We start from the raw sequence: 17,611 nt of genomic DNA on the forward strand, positions 1-17,611 counted from the left end.
AATAAATTCCTTCTGAGCTTGAAAGATTTATCTGCCGCCGTTTGTTTCATTAATAAACCGCTCAATTACTTCCTCAATGCTCATCACACCGATATTTCCCTCTTTACGTTTTCTCAGTGACAGGGATTGCTGGTCCATTTCTTTATCACCAATCACCAGCATGTAGGGAACTTTCTGTTTTGCGGCTTCCCTGATCTTGAGTCCCATTTTCTCTGTTCTAAAGTCGGCTTCAGCACGGATGCCTGCTTCTTCCAATTGTGATTTCACATAGTCTGCATATTCAGCATGCGAGTCAGAGATTGGAATGATCTTTGCTTGAACGGGTGACAGCCACAGTGGGAAATCGCCTGCAAAATGTTCAATTAGAATAGCCATGAAACGTTCAACTGAACCAAAAATTGCCCTGTGAATCATAATGGGAAGGTGAAGTTTGTTATCTTCACCAACATATGCACAATTAAACTTTTGCGGCATTTGAAAATCCAGCTGGATAGTACCGCATTGCCAGCTTCTGCCGAGCGAATCCAATATATGAAAGTCAATTTTCGGCCCGTAAAACGCCCCATCACCAGGATTAATCTGATAGTTTACTCCTTTGTTTTTCAAAACAGATTCCAAAGCTCCTTCAGCACGTTCCCACATTTCTTGTGATCCCATGTATTCCTCCGGGCGTGTTGAAAGTTCAACTTTATAGTCAAAACCGAAATGGGAGTAGAACTCATCAATTAGGACAAGTATTTTATCAATCTCGGCCTCAATCTGATCAGCCATCACAAATAAATGGGCGTCATCTTGAGTGAACGACCGGACTCTTAACAGTCCATTCAAAGAACCCGAGAGTTCGTGTCTGTGGACTAATCCCAGCTCCGCATAGCGGAGAGGCAATTCCCGGTAGCTTCTCCGTTTGCTATTGAAAACCAATATCGCACCCGGGCAGTTCATGGGCTTTATCGCATAATTTTGCTCATCCACATTTGAGAAATACATATTTTCATGATAATGATTCCAATGGCCGGATTGTTCCCAAAGTTCCTGTTTCATCATAATCGGTGTCTTAATTTCCTGATAGCCTGCCCGCTGGTGTTTTCGTCTCCAATAACTTTCAAGTTCATTTCGCATCACCATTCCATTTGGCAGGAAAAAAGGCATTCCTGGGGCTTCCTCCATGGATGTGAAAAGCTCCAGCTCTTGACCTAACTTTCTATGATTTATTTTTTCTGCTTCCATTTCAATTCCTCCTGATTTTTAGTTATAAAAAAAAGACCACACTCCTCCCAAACATAGGGACGAGTGTGGTCGTGGTGCCACCCTAATTCCATAAAGCAATCGAAAGACTGTTTTATGCTCAAAAAGATAACGGATTCCCCGATTATGGATACTCTGATATAGATCATTTCCCCATAATAGCTCCAAGGCGGTAAATCATTCCCTTTTCTTCAGGGCTTGCAGCCGGTGACCCTGATCTCTGGAAAGAAAATAAAGAATGATTCATGTCCTTATCAACGCTAATTATATAGTTTTAATTAAAATAAAAAGCCGCACTCATCCCAGCAAAAGGGACGAGTGCGGCCGTGGTTCCACCCTAATTCCATAAAGCATGCCGAAAGACTGCTTTATGCTCAAAAAGATAACGGATTCCCCGATTATGGATACTCTGATATAGATCATTTCCCCATAATAGCTCCAAGGCGGTAAATCATTCCCTTTTCTTCAGGGCTTGCAGCCGGTGACCCTGATCTCTGGAAAGAAAATAAAGAATGATTCATGTCCTTATCAACGCTAATTATATAGTTTTAATTAAAATAAAAAGCCGCACTCATCCCAGCAAAAGGGACGAGTGCGGCCGTGGTTCCACCCTAATTCCATAAAGCATGCCGAAAGACTGCTTTATGCTCAAAAAGATAACGGATTCCCCGATTATGGATACTCTGGTATAGATCAATTCCCCATAATAGCTCCAAGGCGGTAAATCATTCCCTTTTCTTCAGGGCTTGCAGCCAAATGGCCCTGATCTCTGGAAAGAAAACAAAGAAAGATTCGTATCCTTATCATAGCTCATATTTATATTTTTACTGATTTTATTACACATTTTGGAAAAGGTCAAGAGGGTTAATAAAACTTTTAAATCCTAATGAAACAACCCCGATTCCTTTGATTTTTTCATTAGCGCTTTTGTTTTTCTGCTTAATGGCTCTTTCAGGAAGGTTCCAATTAATAGTGCAATGAAACCGAATAGCGTCAGGACCAGAAGGTCTCTGTAAACTCTTTCCCAAACAATGCCTCCAACAGCTTCTCTCATTAAATCAATGGCATAAGAGAAGGGCAGGAAGGGGTGGATGGTTTGGAAAAATTCAGGAAGCAAGGCGGTCGGATAGGTTCCGCCAGCACCTGCAATCTGAAGCACCAGCAAGACAATCGCCATGGCTTTTCCTACATCGCCAAATACAGATACTAATGTATAAACAATTAATATAAACACTAAACTGCTTATCAGTCCAAACAGGATAAACCATACTGGTTCAGCTGCATCCACTCCGAGAATTAAGATATTCCCTATTGTCACTACGAGGGTCTGTGCAAATCCAATGCTTAGGAAGGTCAGTAGTTTGCCGAAATAGATTTGTTTTCCCGTAAATTCTTCATGATGATGAACATCTGTAGCCAAAAGGGAAATTAATAGAAGGGCACCTACCCATATCGCAAGTACGGTATAAAAGGGAGTCATTCCTGTTCCGTAATTTTGGATTGGGAATAGGCTGTTTTTATTAAGCTGAACAGGTTCCTCGAAGAAACCCTTCTCTGCTTCGGGATCATTTTGCAGCAGCTCAATGATCTCGTTGATGTCTGTCTCGCCCTTGATGTCCCGAATCCGATCGGCTAATTGATTAATCTTTTCGCTTATATATGGAAACTCTCCGATAATGTGCTTAAGCGTTTTTTCTCCTTCACCTAAGTTCCCCTCTGTATTCGCAAGGATTTTTTCGATCTCAGGCATGGCGGATTGTATTTCAGTCAGGATATTCCGGGCATTACTCAATGTTTCCTTGGCGCTGGCCACTTCCTGTTTGATGGCTGGCCGGATGTTTTCATTATATTCTTTAACGAATGCGTCGATCCTGCCTGCGGTTACAGCTGAATTTTCCTGAAGCCGGGTGATTAAATCATCTGCTTCCTTCTGCTTGTCTGAAAGAAAGGCATTGATCTTTTGTCCGTTTTCCTGGATAGTCTGCAGTTCCTGTTTTAATAAGGCTATTTGTTCCAGAGCCTGATTGATTTGTTCCTGATTTTGGCTTGTGCCTTGTTCCTTATTGGATTCCTGCAGCTGCTTTAGCGCTGTTTCGATAGTCTCGATATTCTGAAGCGAACCTGCTATCTGCTCATTGATTTGATTGCCTATTTCCTTTCCCTGGTCCAGGTTCAAATCAGAGGATTGAACCGAGGAGATAAAATCGTTCACCTTTACCGCCATATTCTGGACCTTCTCCAGATTCTCCTGAATCTGGGGCTCCATTGCATTCAGGCGATTCTCAGCCTCATTTATAAATTTCATCGTTTCATTAATGGTCTGCAGACCGTTTCCTGTTGCGCGTTTGGCATCAGGAACGAGTGCTTGTGCCTTATCAATCATTTTTTGGGCATTTTCTGCATCTGACAGGGAGCTGCTTAATAAGGAATGGATTTCAGGAAGCTTTTCCTCCATTTGAAAAACATACTCTTCGAACCGCTTTATATCCGGAAGGTCTTTTTCAATCTCCAGACCCAATTCATTAAACTTCTCAAAAATAGTGCCGTTAACGGTTGAGATGAAATTGCTTGTAACCGTATCGACAATCCCGCCTGCACCTTTTTCTGTGATTTTAGGTGCAATGGCATTGATTTTTTCATTCACATAATACTCGATTTTCGCTTTTTCGGGCTGGTCTTCAATGACGGTTCCTAGCTTCTGGGAGAAATTATCCGGAATCACAATGACAGCAAAATAGTCGCCGTATCCCACCTTATCCATCGCGTCTTTACGGTCATCAAAGTGCCAGTCCATATCATCGTTCTTCTTTAATTCCTTGACGATGTCATCTCCAATATGTATGTCCTTATCACGAACCACTGCTCCGGCATCTTCATTCACGATTCCTACTGGAAGCTGATCCGTTTGACTATAGGGATCCCAAGAAGCCTCGATGTTAAACCAGGCATATAAAGAAGGCAGTAACGTCAAGCCTCCGATTAATACTGCCGCAACCCAATTAGTAAAAATACTTCTAATATCCATTTTGTAAATTTTCCACATGCTGTTCAGTCCAATCTGCTTGTCTTCCTATAGATTTTGTGAATAATCGGTTAAATATATTCAGAATCTCAGTGCACAACAATTCTACCCCTATAAAAAAAATGTGTAAAACCAAAAAGGCGTGAGTAATTACTTTTGGGTCTAAAGGAGGAGAAGACATTATGGATTGATTTGGTAAACTGTTCTGGATGAGAAGAATAAAAAGCTGGGAGAGGGTAAAATGGATTGGAATATCAGAAAAGCTGCACTTAAGGATGTTGATGCAATTACTGGATTAAGAATAGAGCTCCTAAAGGCGGTAGGAGACGTTAGTGAAGGAAACAGAGCAATAGTATTTGATGCAAACGGGAGATATTTTCAAGAAAAGTTGTCTAATGGCGGTTATTCTGCTTGGGTAGCTGATGTTAGGAGGACAGTTGTTGCCATAAGCGGCTTAGTGTTTTTTGAAAGACCACCGCATGGGGAAAATATAAGCGGATTAGAAGCATATATAATGAATATGTATACTAAACCGGAATATAGAGGATATGGGCTAGGTCGTTCACTTTTAAACGAATGTATTAATAATTGCAGGAGTTTGGGGGTAGGACGTATTTGGCTGCATTCTTCACAGGATGGCTATCATCTTTATAAGAAAATGGGTTTTATTGATAAGGATTCTGAGATGGAGTTACTATTATGAAATCAGCTGCCAGTGCAGGCGGCTTTTTTTATATGCAAAAAAATTTCAGAATCCTCAATTAAAGGTATTTCTTTTTTGTGTTAAAATGGAAATTAAAGGATGTCCGTGTTTTGTGTTAGATTGGAACAACTTTGTGAGGGGATTCAAAGTGAACGCTGAAGAGAAAAGAAGAAAAGTCCAGCGAAAATATCGGGAAAAAATGAGCAGCATAAATGAATCCCAGGAATATAAGGGTGGAATCTTTTTTATTTTCATTTTAATCATTTTCATTTTTTTATTTAATTCTGGCTCGCTGTTCATGGAAAGAGATGTAAGAATTATAGAAGTGAAATATGTTGATGATGGGCTGTAAAGCGGAAGAAAAAGAAATTACTGCTTCTTTTGCCTTTCCTCTAAATAAACCCATGAGTAGTAGCTCATCCAAAAACGAAGGGAACTATTGATACGAGATAAAATTTATAATCTGGAACCACAATAATGGAGGTTATAAATATCAAAAGGGCTGGAATAAACAGAATAAAGTATTTTCTCCAGTGCATATCCATCCCCCCCTTGGTGCTTGTCAAATAGATTTATATGCATAGGAGAATAAATATGATTAACATATATAAACAAGCCATGAACGGCTTTTTGGTAAATAATTTAACAGCATTTGATAGTGAAGAGAATGATCATCAGCTTATTTACCATTTGAAAAAAGGCCCTGTCCAGATACTGGGTGAATTCAGTTCACAGAAATATGAGAGCGGGTGTGCATATGTGATTTATGCTGAAGAAGAGGTTATTTCTGTTGATAAGGAATTGGTAAAAATAAAATAAGCTACATTCGGGAATCCAAGGAATTAGATGGGGCACCCTTTGCTTTAGGAGTTAAACACAGTGCCTGTCCACGAATTTGGCATAATTGAAGATATAAATAATAGTTAAATTGGAATTGCGTATGAACCGGTAAAATATGATTGTATTTCTGTTGATGATGAAATAGTTGATACTATATATGAGAGATTACTTATTGTAAAAACCTATTTTCATTCACTTGACCGCCCAGAGTTTGGATTGGCATTTAGCGGCATCACGATCATTCCGCCAGAATCATTATCATTATTCTATGATGTGGTTATTTCATTGAACTTGTATGAAAACTCCCTTGAACTTTATGAACTAGCACAAAAGATTAAAGAGGCATATGAAGGCAGAAAATATATGATTCATTATGGAATATGATATATTGAGCCCCTTCCTCTATTCATGTATGAAAATATCAAGTCTTTATTGACAAACATTTCAAAAAAATATATATTAAAAATCCTGCCAATTTTACATTGGCCTAAGGGACTGTGAAAAGTTCATTCTTCTTTGAAAAGGATGGGTAACTATGAATAAAGAGCAATTGATGGAAAGTGCACGCAGTATGAGGGAAAGAGCTTATGCTCCGTATTCAAAATTTCCGGTTGGAGCCGCTTTATTACTGAAAGACGGCACTGTCATTAATGGAGTGAATGTGGAGAATGTATCGTTTGGTGCGACGAACTGTGCCGAGAGAACAGCTATTTTCACTGCAATTGCGAATGGTTACAAAAAAGGTGATTTCCAGGCTATAGCTGTAGCAGGAGATACGGCAGATTTTCTTCCGCCTTGCAGCATCTGCAGACAAGTTTTAGCCGAATTCTGTTTGCCGGAAATGCCGGTTTATTTAACAAATGAGAAAAAAGAAATATTAGAATTGACATTAAAGGATTTATTGCCGTATGCATTTACGGATTTAGAGATGTAGCATAAATGGAGGGCGAGTTTTGAGAGATATTAATCAAAGCTTGCCCTCTTTATTTTTTTTTGCAGTAATATGCTTATATAAAATGGGAAAGAAGGAATTTCCAATTAGATAAAGAATATTGAAATGATGTTCAGACAATGTTTGGCAGGGGGATTTGAAATGAATTTATTGGAGCATGAAATATAACAATCCGCTAATTATATTAGAGGACCGCCTTCCTATCCTTATAAAAATAAGGAACTCCCGGGAGGCAAAGTGATGATAAAAGATAGTCAATTTTCTAGTTTTTTAAAAGACGTAAATAAAGAGTTTTTAGGATGGGATTTTTCATTGATTACTGGAACAGGACGCATGAGTAGCGGTTTGCTTTCATGGTCCTATGGCAGTATGGCGCGTTCTCTCATTCAAGATGCCGAATCAGTGCTGGACATGGGTACAGGCGGTGGTGAATTCTTATCGATGCTACGGCCATTTCCTGGCTTTGTTTTTGCAACAGAAGGCTACAGGCCAAACATTGCATTGGCAAGAAAAAAGCTTGAACCTCTGGGTGTAACGGTTGTTCCGATTGAGGAAGATAAGGACCTGCCTTTTGCTGACGATCAGTTCAGCCTGATTTTAAATCAGCATGAATCCTACTCACCCAACGAAGTCAGAAGGATCATTCAAGAAAATGGCATATTCCTGACACAGCAGGTCGGGGGCTTAGATTGTATAGCAGTCAATAAATCGTTAGGTGCAGCAGTGAATCATGAATTTGAAAATTGGAATCTGGCGAGAGCCGTACAGCAACTAGAAGAAAACCAGTTTGAAGTATTGTATGGAAATGAAGAATTCCCCATTCAGCGATTTTACGATATAGGTGCATTAGTATATTATCTAAAAGCGATACCTTGGCAAGTTCCAGGGTTTAGTATTGAAAAGTATGAAGAGAGTTTGTATGAAATACACAAAACAATTCTCTATAAAGGCTTTATTGATGTGAAGCAGCATCGTTTTGTTATGAAAGCCAGAGCGATATAAAAGAAATAAGGTCCTCTTGTTAGAGAGGACCTTGGCTTATTATTTTCATACTGTCCATTTTATAGGAGGTGCTGATCTTGGGTGAAAAGGATAAAAATCAAGTGAATACAAAAGCAATATGGGCAATGTTTGGGTTAGCATTTGGTGCAGGTGTATGGCATTCTTAGGAATTGTTGCTTACAATTTTCAGTGGCTTGGTTGAAATCATAGTCCGGCTAAAAAAGAACGTTGCTGCTGTAAATTAAGTGTGACAATAGGACTGCTAATGGTTCTCACACCTAGAATGTGTGAGAACCATTCTTATTTTCTATCCAAATCAATAGCAAAGTTTTCCTTGAAGCCCTTCATTCCCTGAGGGGTTATTTTGATGGCACGTGTTTTGGGGATGCGCTGTATCCAATTTCGCTCTAGGAATTTTTCCAGGATGGCATTCCCCAGTGCGCCTGCAAGATGATGGCGTCTTTCGCTCCAGTCGAGACATTTGTGGGAAAAAGAACGACGCTTCTTTTTCAAAGAGGTCAGGTCGATTTGCATAGAGTGAAAGAATGCTATTCCATCTTCCGTAACACTGAATGTGTCATTTTCTTCAGCAATAAATCCTTTTCTTTTTAGTGATTCAGTTATTTGCACTCCTAAATTTCCAGCGAGATGATCATAGCACGTCCTGGCAAAGCGGATCGCTTTATCTTCAGAGGCATGTTTAAAAGATTTAATTTCTGCAGCAGGCGCAATAGATAGAAAGGATTCCATCACTTGGGCAACTTCTTGATTCATGATGCCATAATACCTGTGCCTTCCCTGTTTTTCTGCTGACACCACTTGAGCATCCAGCATTTTTTTGAGATGAAAGCTGGCCGTTTGCGGTTTAATCCGTGCCATATGGGCCAGTTCATTTACAGTGTGATACCGGCCATCCAATAAGGCGGTCAGTATGGCTGCCCGACTTGGTTCACTGACCAGAGAAGCGACTTTTGCTACATTTGAATTCATATTCATATCTTATTCCTCCATGTAATCCATATTTCGATGATAATTGAAATATCTACCCCTTACAATGATATTTGTAAAAAAGTTCAGGAGGAAACTGCAATGAAAAAGGAAGAAAACCAAATAATCACCAAGTCGATTCAGCCTAAAATCTTATACTATGGAACTCCGGTGATATTGTTAACAACACTTAATGAGGATGGGACATCCAACATCAGCCCCTTATCCTCGTCATGGGCATTAGGGGAATGCATTGTCCTTGGAATCGGGGAGGGGGGAAAGGCTTTGGAAAATCTTCGCAATCATCCCGAATGTGTCGTAAACGTTCCTGGCCCTGGCCTTTGGGAGAAAGTAGAGGCATTAGCGCCACTGACAGGCAAGTACCCAGTACCGGAATACAAACGGGTTAATTCATTCCGCTTTGAAAAAGATAAATTCTCTGCAGCCTCCCTTACGAAGAAGGAAGCAGAAATTGTAAAGCCCTTTAGAATCCTGGAATGTCCACTTCAGATCGAGAGCAGGGTGGAGCACATTCGAGTTCCGGAACATGACTCTCACTTTGCCATTGTGGAAGTAACGGCATTAAAGGTCCATGCGCATACATCCATCCTTAAGGATGATCATCATGTGAACCCTCATGAATGGAGTCCCCTCATTTATAATTTCAGGCACTACTATGGACTAGGCGAACATCTGGGGAAAACATTTCGGGCATAGTTCTATGGAAATCACTTTTGCTCAGCTGTTTAGAAATATTTCATACATATTTTAGAAAGTTTTAAGATTTATGTGATATAGTTCTTTTAATTTCTTAATCTGGATAATAGGGTTTATAAAATTATCTTGAATGCTAAGAATAAGGTATGATCTAATGAAAATTTTTATAACAGAGTGAGTGAAACAGATGTCCATTAAAATGAGGTTTCTGCTGTCTTATATTGGAGTGATTCTTTTTTCGATCACTTTATTATTGGCAGCAGGTTTTTTAATTATTTTTGCCATAACAGGTGATGTAAGATCTATAGAGCATCTTTACAAAAAAACATATATACAAAAACCTTTGACAACAGTTGAAGAAAGTGTGTTTCTCGATTTAAAGCTTTTTGCTAAAAATAATCCGAAACAGCTCCTAAATGAAAAGGAGCTTAAAAAGATTGAGAAAGAGGATATCGACATTGTTGTTAGAAAAGGCACAAAAGTTGAGTACGCTTCCCATGCTCTTGACAAACAGGCATTGGTTAAATCCCTTCCAGGTTTTGAAGAAACAAACATCAATACTCGAGATACGATTAAACTCAACGACTATTTTTTTACCTATGTAAAGTTTGATTTTTATTTCCCGGATAAAAGTGAAGGAAGTGTTTTCGTATTAAGGAAGGCCAGTTCCTATGCTGAGGTCATTAGAGAATTGTTTCCTATTTTATCAGGACTTTTACTGTTTCTGTTTATTATGATTATTGGTATATTAAATTATTTAGTCTCACGAAGCATTATTAAACCTATCTCAGTTCTTAAAGAAGGTGCTGAAAGAATAAAATCAGGAGATTTAAATTTTGAAATCGGAGCTGTTTCAAATGATGAAATCGGACAATTAAATAGAGCATTTGAGGAAATGAGAATTAAACTAAAAGAATCGATAGACCTCCAGCTTCGGTATGAAGAAAATCGAAAAGAGCTTCTGGCCAATATTTCGCATGATTTGAAGACACCTATCACATCGATTATTGGATATGTTGAGGGGATAAAAGATGGTGTAGCCAATACCCCTCAGAAGATGGAAAAGTATTTGTCGACTGTTCACTTTAAAGCAAAAGACATGGATTCATTAATTGATGAGCTTTTCTTATTTTCCAAGCTGGATTTGAAAAAAGAACCATTCCATTTCGAAACTGTCGAACTGGATAAATATATGAAAGACTATGCAGAAGAACTTTATTTGGATTTACTTCAGCAAGGAATCCATTTGGAGCTTCATCTTTTGAATAAACCAATCTTCGTGAAAGTGGATAGAGAGAAATTGAAACGAGTATTGGCCAACTTAATAAGTAATTGTGTTAAATATATGAATAAAGACAGGAAGAAGATTTCTATTTCTCTTCATGATCGATTAGGCGATGTAATTGTTAAAGTCGAAGACAATGGGCAAGGGATAGAACCTTCTGCCTTGCCAAATATTTTTGAACGTTTTTACCGTGCAGAACAATCAAGAAGTTCCGAGACAGGCGGAAGCGGCTTAGGACTTGCGATCGCGAAACAAATAATTTTGGAGCATAGAGGGGAAATCTGGGCTTCAAGCGAGATGGGTAAAGGTACAAGTGTATTCTTTTCCCTAAAGAAAGGTGAAAAAATATGAAAAAAATATTGCTTATTGAAGATGACATTAGTATTGCAGAATTGCAAAGAGATTATTTAGAAATAAATAAGTTTCGTGTCGATATTCAACATTCTGGTGAGGAAGGACTCCAAAAGGCTCTTCAAGAACACTATGATTTAATTATTTTGGACATCATGCTTCCAGGAGTAAATGGGTTTGAAATATGTAAACAAATACGCGCAGTTAAAAACATTCCTATCTTGTTTGTGTCAGCCAAAAAGGAAGATATCGATAAAATTCGGGGTCTCGGCTTAGGGGCAGACGATTATATTACCAAGCCTTTTAGTCCGAGTGAACTGGTAGCCAGAGTGAAAGCACATTTAGAGCGATATGAACGTTTAGCAGGAAAACAGACTCAAACAAATACAATTTTCGTACATGGGATAACAATTGATAAGTCAGCACGTAAAGTTTATATTGACGGAGAAGAAACTCCGTTTACAACAAAGGAATTTGATTTATTAGTATTTCTTCTAATGCATCCAAATCAAGTATTGAGCAAAGAACAGCTTTATGAAAAGATTTGGGGGCTGGAGTCAGCTGCAGATGTTTCAACAGTCACCGTTCATATTAGAAAAATACGAGGGAAAATTGAAGGAGACCCTGCACAGCCGAAATTCCTGGAAACCGTTTGGGGAGCCGGTTATCGATTCAATGTTTAAATTAATCTGTGTTTAATTTGATCCGTCACAAAGGTGACGGCTATTTTTTTTATATATGAAGAAATTTTAAGATTAAGTTTATCTTTCTTTAAGAATTTTTTTAGAGGGATTTCACATTTTGATACTAACATAATAGAAGCAGTAACTAGTCTGAGTCATTTTATTTAAAGAAGATAGGCAGGTGAAGTAGATGAGGAGGTGGCTAACAATAGTGATTGGAGGCGTTATTCTCCTTCAAGGCTGTGTCTCAGATAATAATGCAGATACAAAAACACAGGAAAAAGAGGTACGGGAAGATATGGATATGAGTGAACCATTGCTTCAAGCTGCAGAGCGCAGGGAAACAGAAACAATAAAGAGATTGATTGAGGAAGGTGCTGATCTAAATAAAAAGGACTCAGACGGACGAACTGCTACTATGATTGCAACTTACAATAATGATGTCGAAACCGCCAAAATCCTGATTAAAGCGGGGGCTGACGTCAATATTCAGGATAATATGAAAAACAACCCTTTCTTATATGCAGGCGCAGAAGGATACGTTGAAATTCTTAAGCTTACGATCGAAGCAGGTGCGGATCTGGTGATAATTAACCGGTATGGTGGAACTGCATTGATCCCTGCTGCAGAACATGGCCATATAGATGCCATCAAGGAACTTCTCAACAAGACTGATATTGATGTAAATCATGTAAATGATCTCGGCTGGACAGCTTTATTAGAAGCAATTATTTTGAATAATGGAAATGTAAAACAGCAGCAAACTGTGCAATTACTAATCGATCACGGGGCGGATGTGAATACTCCGGATAGAAAGAATGTTACTCCTCTGCAGCATGCACGTGAGAAAGGGTTTAAAGAGATTGAACAGATTTTGTTAAGAGCAGGAGCAAAATAGGCAAAAATGAGAATGAGGAGACGATATAAATGAACAAAAAAGCAAAAGCAATAACATCCATACTTCTTGGATTTACATTAGTAGCAACGGGGTGCAGCGCTGGTGCAAATGCCCAGGAAAATCATAGTAAGCAGAAGCAAGAACAAGTGGTTAAAGAGACTAAAAAGGATCATAAATTAACCAAAGGACAGGAAATGGCTAACATTCTCAGCGGCACAAATTGGCAAGGTACAAGAGTGTATGACAAAAATAAGAACGACTTAACAAAAGAGAATGCAAACTTCATAGGTCTTGCGAAATATGATGTGAAATCAGGAAGATATGAATTTTTCGATGCGGAGACAGGCGAAAGCCGTGGCGACAAGGGAACCTTCTTTATTACCAATGATGGGAAGAAAAGAATATTAATTTCAGAATCAATGAATTATCAAGCTGTTGTCGAAATGACAAAACTAAATAAAGATATTTTTACTTATAAAAGAATAGGGAAAGATGCTAAAGGCAACGACGTAGAGGTATTTGTTGAACATATTCCCTATAAAGAAAATGAGCTTTCTTTTACTGATCCCAACAAGCAGCTGGACGCTGTTACGGGGGATATCGTTAAAGATATAGATGGAGATAAAATTTTAGGCAGTACCCTCTGGAACGGAACAAAGGTATTAGATGAAGACGGCAATGATGTAACAAAGTATAATACGATGTTTATAAGTCTGGCAAAGTTTGATGACAAAACGAATCAATACGAATTTTTCAATCTTGAAACAGGGAAAAGCCGCGGTGATTTTGGCTACTTCGATATTGTGAACGAAAATAAAATAAGAGCCCATGTTTCAATTGGGGCTAATAAGTATGGTGCAGCGCTTGAACTTACCGAACTTAATAAGAATAAATTTACTTATAAAAGAACGGGTAAAGACAAAGATGGCAAAGATATAACTGTGTTTGTTGAACATGAACCTTATAAGGGTGATTTTAAACCGAAATTCACTAAATAAAAACATTAAATAAGAGCAGCATCTTTTCATGAAGGAATGGATTTTTTCCGTTCCTTTTTTGTTTTCTTTAACTTAAACTTTTCTTATTGGAAATGAATAGTATGTTTAAGAACAAATAAAAAGCATAACAAGGCAATGAAAGAAGGAAATACTAAAGAAGAAACGAATGAAATTAAAGAAAGAATGGATTTATGGGGGAGTCTATGTCAAAGTATATTAGTATTTTTTTCTTATTTGCAATCGTAAGTGTCTTACTCTTTTTTATGTTTGGATCCGTATTTATGGGTGGAGGCAATCCGGCAGAAGAAGCGGTTTATATATTTGGAACCATAATTGTATTACTGCTATCATTTATAATTTCACAGCTTTACTATTTAATAGATTTGTTTAGGAAGAACCGGTAATTCCCTGCCTTTATGGCGATTCGATGTGTATAGTTACTAACAATAATTGCAGTAAAGTCCGGTTAGACAATTAAGGACTCTTTTTTATTTTCGCTTAGTGGAAGAATAACTATTAGATTGAGGTGTCACTAATGATATTAGTCAGTTCTTGTTTAGCAGGGTTGGAAGTAAGATATAACGGCACTCATTGCTTAAATCAAAAAATCCGTCAAATGCTGGAGCAGAAGAAGGCAATTACTGTTTGTCCTGAGTTGCTTGGAGGTTTTTCAACACCAAGAGAACCTGCTGAGATAATAGACGGTGACGGAGCAGATGTTCTTGATGGCAAAGCTAAAGTAATTGAAAAATCAGGCAGAGATGTTACCGATTTTTACATAGAAGGAGCCTATATCACGTTAAGAAAGGCCCAAGAGCTGCAAGTTACTGCAGTCGTGCTAAAAGAATATAGTCCCTCCTGTGGAAGTTCAATGATTTATAACGGCGAGTTTAAGGGCAACAAAATTCCTGGAGATGGAGTCACGTCGGCCTTGCTTAAAAGGAATGGCATTAATGTAGTATCAGAAGAGGGGCTGGCAGATTTACTTTTGGAAGAAGGATCCAATTATACAGACTAAAAATCAAGAGACTGCGCTTAAGCACCCATTTTTAAAATCGAGAAATAGCAAAGCATACCCAAGAAATCTTAGGTATGCTCGTGTTATTAACTTTGGCTTTGTTGAGCCAATCCTTTATCATGGGTGTTTTTTGGCGATTTTTTAGGCACAAAGAAAACTAAAATCAGTGTTGCAAGGGATAGGACTAACATAAAGACATAGGCAGAACTTGAACCAAAGATCGAAGCTAAGCTCTCCAGTTTGCCTCCTGTCATGTTTTCTTTGGACAACTCCGAAGCATATGAAGTTGCCTGGATCGTATATAAAGTGATGACAACTGCAGTTCCAATCGCACCTGACAATTGGCGAATGGTGTTGTTAACGGCTGAGCCGTGAGATCCCAGCTCTCTTGGCAGAGCATTCAATCCTGCTGTATTTAAAGGCATAGTAATAAAGCTTAATCCTATTCTCAAAATAATGGTGCGGACCATTAAATACATATAAGTAGTCGATTCGTTCAAATCGATTACTCCCCACATGGAAATACTGACAAATACTAATCCTGTAATAAAGAGTGGTTTTGCACCGTATTTATCATACATTCTTCCAGTAACTGGAGATAAGAACGCGTTGATGATAGCTCCGGGCAATAAAAGCAATCCTGCTTCGAAAGCCGTGAACTCGCGCCCGTCCTGCAGGTAAATAGGCAGAAGGATTAAATCCGCATACATAATCATCGTAATTAGGACATTGATAAGCGATGTGAGAGTGAAGATTTTATACTTAAATACAGATAAATTCAGTAAAGGCTCCTTTGATTTCATCTGCCGCAAGCAGAATAGAGCTGTAAAGAATATTCCTGCAATGATCGTTGTAAGGACTATAGGATTTTGCCATCCTTTGCTTCCCGCGGCACTAAATCCGAATAAAATGCATCCAAAGCCAATCGTGGACAAAATAACACTTGGGAGATCCAATCTCGCTTTTGATGTTTCCGATACATTCATCAAATATTTGAAAGCCAGAACGATGACGATGATTAAAAAGGGAATTAACCCAATAAACAGCCATCTCCATGAAACAAATTCAATAATAAAACCGGATAGGGTAGGAGCAATGGCCGGTGCAAAGATTACTGCAAAGCCAATTTTCCCCATTACACTTCCGCGATGCTCGGCGGGGTATAAATATAGAATGACGGTCATCATCAGGGGCATGATAATTCCGGCACCGATTGCCTGAATCATCCTCCCTGCCAGCAGCATGCCAAAGTTCAGTGCACAGGCGCTAATGACAGATCCGATGAGTAAAAAGAACATTGAACTAATGAACAGCTGCCTTGTTGTAAACCGCTGCATCAGAAATGCTGTGATGGGGACTAATACCCCATTTACAAGCATAAATCCGGTTGATAACCATTGGACCGTTGCTGCTTTTACGTTGAATTCCTCCATGAAACTGCTCAATGCCACATTTAATAAAGTCTGATTCAAGGTGGATAAGAAACAGCCGGCAATCAGAACGATTAATAATATTTTTTTATTGCTTTCTGTTATTTCATTGCTCATTCATAAACTCCTTCGTTCTGAACTTGTATTCTCAACATGTTGTCGATAAAATTCATAGTAACAAAACCATCTATTCTTGACCATGAACAGTTTTCTTGTGTGTGTTCACTAATCGACAGCGTGAATAGGGGCTGTTGAGAAAGTCCATGAAAATCTATAAAGGAGGGTTAGAATGTCTGCGCCGAAAAAGGAAGATCCCCGTACAATCCGTTCAAAGGAAATGTTCAAAACAGCAGCTTTTTCCCTGCTATCAGAGGAATCCGATATTTCAAAACTGACCGTTCAGAAAGTTGCGGCCGAAGCAGGATTAAACCGGACAACATTTTACTTGCACTATCAGGATATTCAAGATTTTCTAACGCAAATTACCGGAGAAATTTTAAGCGGGCTATCTGATGAAATTGCAGCATTGATACAATCGGAAGATCTATCAGAAAAGCAGCAGCTGACCCAATTGCTTGATTATTTATATATCCACAGAAAGTATTTGCTGTTCTTATTCAAGCTGAATCAATTCGAGGAAAAACTATTCGTATTATTAAAACAGTTAGTAGAAATAAGAAGAAAGAATACACAGAAGGAATTGCCCGACGAATATGTTTCTATAGATATTAAAACAGCCTCATTGGTAGGCATCATCATGTGGTGGCTAAAGAAGGGACTTCATTTTAGTTCCGATTATATGGCTAATGAAATTCATTTAATGTATAAGGTGAGGCCGCAGTAAAGTGCTGATAGGAAAAATGCTGTGCAGGAGAATTAACCCCAGCTATTTAAGCAGGATCGGTTTCCCAAATTGATCAAATGCACGTCTAAAGTCAAACGCAAAAGAATCAGGTCCATGCTGGATATAATAATCATATCTTTTGAAAGCTTCCTTCCAGGATACATCCGATAACATATCCGTCCACCACACCACATAATTTGGCTGTCTCTCTGGAAGAGGCCCAAACCACTTATTCCTGTCCTGCAATGCCTGCCTATGCAGGCCAGAATAGGTAAACTGATATAAAGATTGAAGGTTTGTCCATACTGTTAGGGTGAGAATGGGGGTACCCTCTCCTTTAATCGTTTCTTCAGGAAACTTAGCTCTAGTTGGTGAGAATTCTTTTATGAGGTGCCCTGTTTTAGCAGCCTCTCGCATGACTTCAATTCCCGCTTCAAAAAATTCCCGGGAGGCAGGATGTTCTTCTGAGTGCTTCAGCCGTCCAACCGTCAAAATAGCCACAAATGCCATGATAATTCCTCCATTACCCTTTTTTCACATATATTCTGAAAGGACTCGACTAATTCCTGTATAAACAGGATAATAATGGTTGTTGCAGATCTAAAACAGTTCTCAAGCAAGTTTAAGAATGGGTAT

19 protein-coding genes and 3 other annotated features are annotated in these 17,611 nt (G+C 38.7%); of the genes, 14 read left to right on the forward strand and 5 right to left on the reverse strand.

The features are described from left to right. Positions 1-27: 27 nt before the first annotated feature. Complete coding sequence (thrS, locus tag AC0VZ9_RS03370) at positions 28-1,227, reverse strand: threonine--tRNA ligase (RefSeq protein ID WP_192908124.1); 1,200 nt, start codon at positions 1,225-1,227, stop codon at positions 28-30. A gap of 52 nt (positions 1,228-1,279) precedes the next feature. Beyond that, positions 1,280-1,512, reverse strand: a binding site (T-box leader). A gap of 40 nt (positions 1,513-1,552) precedes the next feature. Further along, positions 1,553-1,786 (reverse strand) — a binding site (T-box leader). A 40-nt stretch (positions 1,787-1,826) separates the two neighbouring features. Beyond that, positions 1,827-2,061 (reverse strand) — a binding site (T-box leader). Positions 2,062-2,128: 67 nt separating this feature from the next. Beyond that, on the reverse strand, positions 2,129-4,288 hold the full coding sequence (locus AC0VZ9_RS03375; RefSeq protein ID WP_475397014.1) for a YhgE/Pip domain-containing protein: 2,160 nt from the start codon (positions 4,286-4,288) through the stop codon (positions 2,129-2,131). A gap of 220 nt (positions 4,289-4,508) precedes the next feature. Here AC0VZ9_RS03375 and AC0VZ9_RS03380 point away from each other — a divergent pair, with 220 nt between their 5' ends. From AC0VZ9_RS03380 to AC0VZ9_RS03405, 6 genes are all read left to right on the forward strand, one after another. Further along, on the forward strand, positions 4,509-4,970 hold the full coding sequence (locus AC0VZ9_RS03380) for a GNAT family N-acetyltransferase (protein WP_019379584.1): 462 nt from the start codon (positions 4,509-4,511) through the stop codon (positions 4,968-4,970). Between the two features lie 148 nt (positions 4,971-5,118). Continuing rightward, positions 5,119-5,322: a hypothetical protein gene (locus AC0VZ9_RS03385; protein ID WP_019379583.1), complete on the forward strand. Its 204-nt coding sequence runs from the start codon at positions 5,119-5,121 to the stop codon at positions 5,320-5,322. 242 nt (positions 5,323-5,564) lie between these two features. Further along, on the forward strand, positions 5,565-5,789 hold the full coding sequence (locus AC0VZ9_RS03390; protein ID WP_019379581.1) for a hypothetical protein: 225 nt from the start codon (positions 5,565-5,567) through the stop codon (positions 5,787-5,789). A 108-nt stretch (positions 5,790-5,897) separates the two neighbouring features. Further along, a complete protein-coding gene (locus AC0VZ9_RS03395) occupies positions 5,898-6,194 on the forward strand; it encodes a short-chain dehydrogenase (RefSeq protein ID WP_236888049.1) in 297 nt (98 codons plus the stop codon). Positions 6,195-6,345: 151 nt separating this feature from the next. Continuing rightward, positions 6,346-6,744, forward strand: coding sequence for a cytidine deaminase (locus AC0VZ9_RS03400; RefSeq protein ID WP_019379579.1), 399 nt, complete (start codon positions 6,346-6,348; stop codon positions 6,742-6,744). Between the two features lie 258 nt (positions 6,745-7,002). Continuing rightward, the gene (locus AC0VZ9_RS03405; RefSeq protein ID WP_019379578.1) at positions 7,003-7,764 is read left to right on the forward strand and encodes a class I SAM-dependent methyltransferase; all 762 of its coding nucleotides are present in this window, start codon (positions 7,003-7,005) and stop codon (positions 7,762-7,764) included. Between the two features lie 300 nt (positions 7,765-8,064). Here the strand turns inward: AC0VZ9_RS03405 and AC0VZ9_RS03410 are convergent, their stop codons facing one another. Further along, positions 8,065-8,760: an ArsR/SmtB family transcription factor gene (locus AC0VZ9_RS03410; RefSeq protein ID WP_019379576.1), complete on the reverse strand. Its 696-nt coding sequence runs from the start codon at positions 8,758-8,760 to the stop codon at positions 8,065-8,067. Between the two features lie 93 nt (positions 8,761-8,853). On the opposite strand from AC0VZ9_RS03410, the gene AC0VZ9_RS03415 reads away from it, so the two are divergent. From AC0VZ9_RS03415 to AC0VZ9_RS03445, 7 genes are all read left to right on the forward strand, one after another. Then, positions 8,854-9,468, forward strand: a complete 615-nt coding sequence (locus AC0VZ9_RS03415; protein ID WP_009335370.1) for a flavin reductase family protein — start codon at positions 8,854-8,856, stop codon at positions 9,466-9,468. A 187-nt stretch (positions 9,469-9,655) separates the two neighbouring features. Continuing rightward, the gene (locus AC0VZ9_RS03420; protein ID WP_071157390.1) at positions 9,656-11,104 is read left to right on the forward strand and encodes a sensor histidine kinase; all 1,449 of its coding nucleotides are present in this window, start codon (positions 9,656-9,658) and stop codon (positions 11,102-11,104) included. Further along, a complete protein-coding gene (locus AC0VZ9_RS03425; protein WP_009335368.1) occupies positions 11,101-11,787 on the forward strand; it encodes a response regulator transcription factor in 687 nt (228 codons plus the stop codon). Before AC0VZ9_RS03420 ends, AC0VZ9_RS03425 begins: the two co-directional genes overlap by 4 nt. A gap of 190 nt (positions 11,788-11,977) precedes the next feature. After that, positions 11,978-12,685, forward strand: coding sequence for an ankyrin repeat domain-containing protein (locus tag AC0VZ9_RS03430; protein ID WP_475397015.1), 708 nt, complete (start codon positions 11,978-11,980; stop codon positions 12,683-12,685). Positions 12,686-12,714: 29 nt separating this feature from the next. Further along, positions 12,715-13,683, forward strand: a complete 969-nt coding sequence (locus AC0VZ9_RS03435; protein WP_009335366.1) for a DUF4822 domain-containing protein — start codon at positions 12,715-12,717, stop codon at positions 13,681-13,683. Positions 13,684-13,886: 203 nt separating this feature from the next. Beyond that, positions 13,887-14,087, forward strand: a complete 201-nt coding sequence (locus AC0VZ9_RS03440) for a hypothetical protein (protein ID WP_009335365.1) — start codon at positions 13,887-13,889, stop codon at positions 14,085-14,087. Between the two features lie 131 nt (positions 14,088-14,218). Beyond that, on the forward strand, positions 14,219-14,701 hold the full coding sequence (locus tag AC0VZ9_RS03445; RefSeq protein WP_009335364.1) for a 2-thiouracil desulfurase family protein: 483 nt from the start codon (positions 14,219-14,221) through the stop codon (positions 14,699-14,701). Between the two features lie 86 nt (positions 14,702-14,787). Here the strand turns inward: AC0VZ9_RS03445 and AC0VZ9_RS03450 are convergent, their stop codons facing one another. Beyond that, positions 14,788-16,248: a DHA2 family efflux MFS transporter permease subunit gene (locus AC0VZ9_RS03450; RefSeq protein WP_475397016.1), complete on the reverse strand. Its 1,461-nt coding sequence runs from the start codon at positions 16,246-16,248 to the stop codon at positions 14,788-14,790. A 172-nt stretch (positions 16,249-16,420) separates the two neighbouring features. Here AC0VZ9_RS03450 and AC0VZ9_RS03455 point away from each other — a divergent pair, with 172 nt between their 5' ends. Beyond that, a complete protein-coding gene (locus tag AC0VZ9_RS03455) occupies positions 16,421-16,975 on the forward strand; it encodes a TetR/AcrR family transcriptional regulator (RefSeq protein WP_475397017.1) in 555 nt (184 codons plus the stop codon). A gap of 42 nt (positions 16,976-17,017) precedes the next feature. Here the strand turns inward: AC0VZ9_RS03455 and AC0VZ9_RS03460 are convergent, their stop codons facing one another. After that, positions 17,018-17,485 carry a DUF3291 domain-containing protein gene (locus AC0VZ9_RS03460; protein WP_475397018.1) on the reverse strand — a complete coding sequence of 156 codons (468 nt, stop codon included), beginning with the start codon at positions 17,483-17,485 and terminating at the stop codon, positions 17,018-17,020. Positions 17,486-17,611: the final 126 nt, after the last annotated feature.

This window comes from Cytobacillus sp. QJM3NY_8 (assembly GCF_056173585.1).

Coding starts and splice junctions, on each gene's coding strand:
- thrS (WP_192908124.1), bottom strand. CDS start 1,227: ATGGAAGCAGAAAAAATAAATCATAGAAAGTTAGGTCAAGAGCTGGAG.
- AC0VZ9_RS03375 (WP_475397014.1), bottom strand. CDS start 4,288: ATGTGGAAAATTTACAAAATGGATATTAGAAGTATTTTTACTAATTGG.
- AC0VZ9_RS03380 (WP_019379584.1), top strand. CDS start 4,509: ATGGATTGGAATATCAGAAAAGCTGCACTTAAGGATGTTGATGCAATT.
- AC0VZ9_RS03390 (WP_019379581.1), top strand. CDS start 5,565: ATGATTAACATATATAAACAAGCCATGAACGGCTTTTTGGTAAATAAT.
- AC0VZ9_RS03400 (WP_019379579.1), top strand. CDS start 6,346: ATGAATAAAGAGCAATTGATGGAAAGTGCACGCAGTATGAGGGAAAGA.
- AC0VZ9_RS03405 (WP_019379578.1), top strand. CDS start 7,003: ATGATAAAAGATAGTCAATTTTCTAGTTTTTTAAAAGACGTAAATAAA.
- AC0VZ9_RS03410 (WP_019379576.1), bottom strand. CDS start 8,760: ATGAATATGAATTCAAATGTAGCAAAAGTCGCTTCTCTGGTCAGTGAA.
- AC0VZ9_RS03415 (WP_009335370.1), top strand. CDS start 8,854: ATGAAAAAGGAAGAAAACCAAATAATCACCAAGTCGATTCAGCCTAAA.
- AC0VZ9_RS03420 (WP_071157390.1), top strand. CDS start 9,656: ATGTCCATTAAAATGAGGTTTCTGCTGTCTTATATTGGAGTGATTCTT.
- AC0VZ9_RS03425 (WP_009335368.1), top strand. CDS start 11,101: ATGAAAAAAATATTGCTTATTGAAGATGACATTAGTATTGCAGAATTG.
- AC0VZ9_RS03430 (WP_475397015.1), top strand. CDS start 11,978: ATGAGGAGGTGGCTAACAATAGTGATTGGAGGCGTTATTCTCCTTCAA.
- AC0VZ9_RS03435 (WP_009335366.1), top strand. CDS start 12,715: ATGAACAAAAAAGCAAAAGCAATAACATCCATACTTCTTGGATTTACA.
- AC0VZ9_RS03440 (WP_009335365.1), top strand. CDS start 13,887: ATGTCAAAGTATATTAGTATTTTTTTCTTATTTGCAATCGTAAGTGTC.
- AC0VZ9_RS03445 (WP_009335364.1), top strand. CDS start 14,219: ATGATATTAGTCAGTTCTTGTTTAGCAGGGTTGGAAGTAAGATATAAC.
- AC0VZ9_RS03450 (WP_475397016.1), bottom strand. CDS start 16,248: ATGAGCAATGAAATAACAGAAAGCAATAAAAAAATATTATTAATCGTT.
- AC0VZ9_RS03455 (WP_475397017.1), top strand. CDS start 16,421: ATGTCTGCGCCGAAAAAGGAAGATCCCCGTACAATCCGTTCAAAGGAA.
- AC0VZ9_RS03460 (WP_475397018.1), bottom strand. CDS start 17,485: ATGGCATTTGTGGCTATTTTGACGGTTGGACGGCTGAAGCACTCAGAA.